Source organism: Sphaerisporangium sp. NPDC049002 (assembly GCF_040649355.1).
In the GTDB taxonomy this organism is placed as follows: domain Bacteria; phylum Actinomycetota; class Actinomycetes; order Streptosporangiales; family Streptosporangiaceae; genus Sphaerisporangium.
On the sequence record NZ_JBEZFH010000434.1, the window covers coordinates 1 to 1,683 of the forward strand.

A 1,683-nucleotide genomic window follows, 5' to 3' on the forward strand; every position below is an offset into this window, starting at 1 on the left:
TCGATCAACAGCATGTCGCACGCCATCTGAGGAGTCCCCATGCGATCCACCCGACGCCGGCGTGGCCGGCTACTGGGCCTGGCTCATGCCCGGCCGCCTGGCGGGTTGCTACGTCGGGCTACTGGTCGGTTTCGGCGGGCGGGAAGTGCTTGGCGATGAGCTGGGCGAGGTCGTCGATGAACGGCGTTACGTCGCGGCCGGACTCGATGCTGAGGGTGTAGACCATCCCCTCGGGCGGGATCCGCCCTTCGCGGTAGCGGTCAGGGGCGACATGTATGGCTCCGTAGCCATGAGCGGGGCGGTTGAACAGCACACGCTCGGGGCTGACCCGACTGCCCGGGTGGTGCTTGGCTCCGGGAATGAGGCCGGCCAGGCGCCGGGCCTCGTCGACGCAGCCTGCCTTCGCGGACTCGTACATCTCGCGCCGGCGAAGCTCCTTGGCGACGTACTCGTGGTACGCGGGGAGCAGTCGGCGCTGCAGGTCGGCGGCGATGGCGTCGGTGGTGCGGCTCATGCCGATGGTGACGGCCGGCCCGAAGAGGTAGTGGTTGGTGTTGAACTCCTGGCTGGGGCGCAGGCCGGAGAAGGTGAGTCGGTCCTTGCGGTATTCACCCCAGGTCTTGTAGTGCAGCAGGATGCGGTGCTGACCGCTGATGAGGAATACCTGCGGCAGGTCCGCCTTGCGTGGCGGCTCCCACCGCACGACCTCGTAGCCGCTGCGGAGCTGCTCGGCGACCGCGCCGGCGAGCGCCAGCACCTCAGCTTCCTGCTGGTGGTAGCCGTTCATTCTGTCTCCTTGCTGAGTGCCGTTGGGGTGGAGGGGAAGTCGCTTTCGGTCACCGAAGGGTCGATGCCCAGGGCGGGATCGGCCAGGTCGACCGTCTTGTCGAGCCGGAATTGAACGTCGCCGAGAGCGCTGCCCCAGCCGATGAAGCCGCTGGGGTCCTCGGCCGGGTTGCGGAACAGGTAGCCGATGCCGGATCCGGCGCGGATTCCGAGGCCGGGGCCAGCGCGGAGTATGAGGTAGGTCGGCCTGCCAGCCTTGTTGAGGCTGCGATACCAGTTCCGCACGATCATGCCGGGCTCGAGTTCCCATGCTTCGATCAGGCCGGGGGTGCGCTGGGCGGCGGCGAAGGTGCGTGCCATAGCTCTCCTTTGATGGTGGCCGGCGGCCGGGGCTGGTCGCCCTGGCCGCCGGGTGGGTGTTGTGGGGGCTCTACTCGATTCGGTCGTTGATCGGCTGGAAGGCCTGCTCGCAGTCGGGGAGGAGGCGGGCGGCGGGGCGAGACCGGGTCGGGGTGGCGTACATCAGGCCACCTCCTCGGCGTGAAGGACGGCGCGGAGGCGGCTGCCGATCCAGTGCCCGACCGGAGGGCTGACGGCGTTGCCGAACCCGTCGACCTGGTCGCGTGCGGATCCCCAGACGATGAAGGAACCCTTGTGGCCAGCGAAGTCGACGTCGAAACCGCAGCCCGCGCCGACCTCGTACGGGAGCATCATGCGGAAGTGGCAGTCCTCGAGCGTCAGATTCGTGAGGACCTCGCGCCATTCGGCGTGCAGCAGCGCCGTGGTGTCGCGGGCGGTCAGCGTGCCGAGCGGGTCGCTCGCGGGGTGCGCCGCTGTGGCGTTCGCCTCGGAGCCGTTCTGCTTGAACCAACCGGAGAACAGCAGGCCGTGCCCGGC

2 protein-coding genes and 1 pseudogene are annotated in these 1,683 nt (G+C 68.9%); all 3 read right to left on the bottom strand.

The window, feature by feature from the left end; all coding sequences use genetic code 11:
• Positions 1-118 precede the first annotated feature (118 nt).
• Positions 119-787 (bottom strand): hypothetical protein, encoded by a 669-nt coding sequence (locus tag AB0B89_RS36310; RefSeq protein ID WP_358562294.1) that lies wholly within the window; start codon positions 785-787, stop codon positions 119-121.
• Entirely contained in the window at positions 784-1,146 is a 363-nt protein-coding gene (locus tag AB0B89_RS36315; RefSeq protein WP_358562297.1) for a hypothetical protein, read from the bottom strand. The genes AB0B89_RS36310 and AB0B89_RS36315 overlap by 4 nt, the downstream gene beginning before the upstream one ends.
• A gap of 162 nt (positions 1,147-1,308) precedes the next feature.
• Positions 1,309-1,683 (bottom strand): annotated as a pseudogene (locus tag AB0B89_RS36320) (hypothetical protein); the annotation flags it as partial.

What these genes read in the sequence shown, in the direction of transcription:
- AB0B89_RS36310 (WP_358562294.1), bottom strand. Translation starts at nt 787, where the DNA reads ATGAACGGCTACCACCAGCAGGAAGCTGAGGTGCTGGCGCTCGCCGGC.
- AB0B89_RS36315 (WP_358562297.1), bottom strand. Translation starts at nt 1,146, where the DNA reads ATGGCACGCACCTTCGCCGCCGCCCAGCGCACCCCCGGCCTGATCGAA.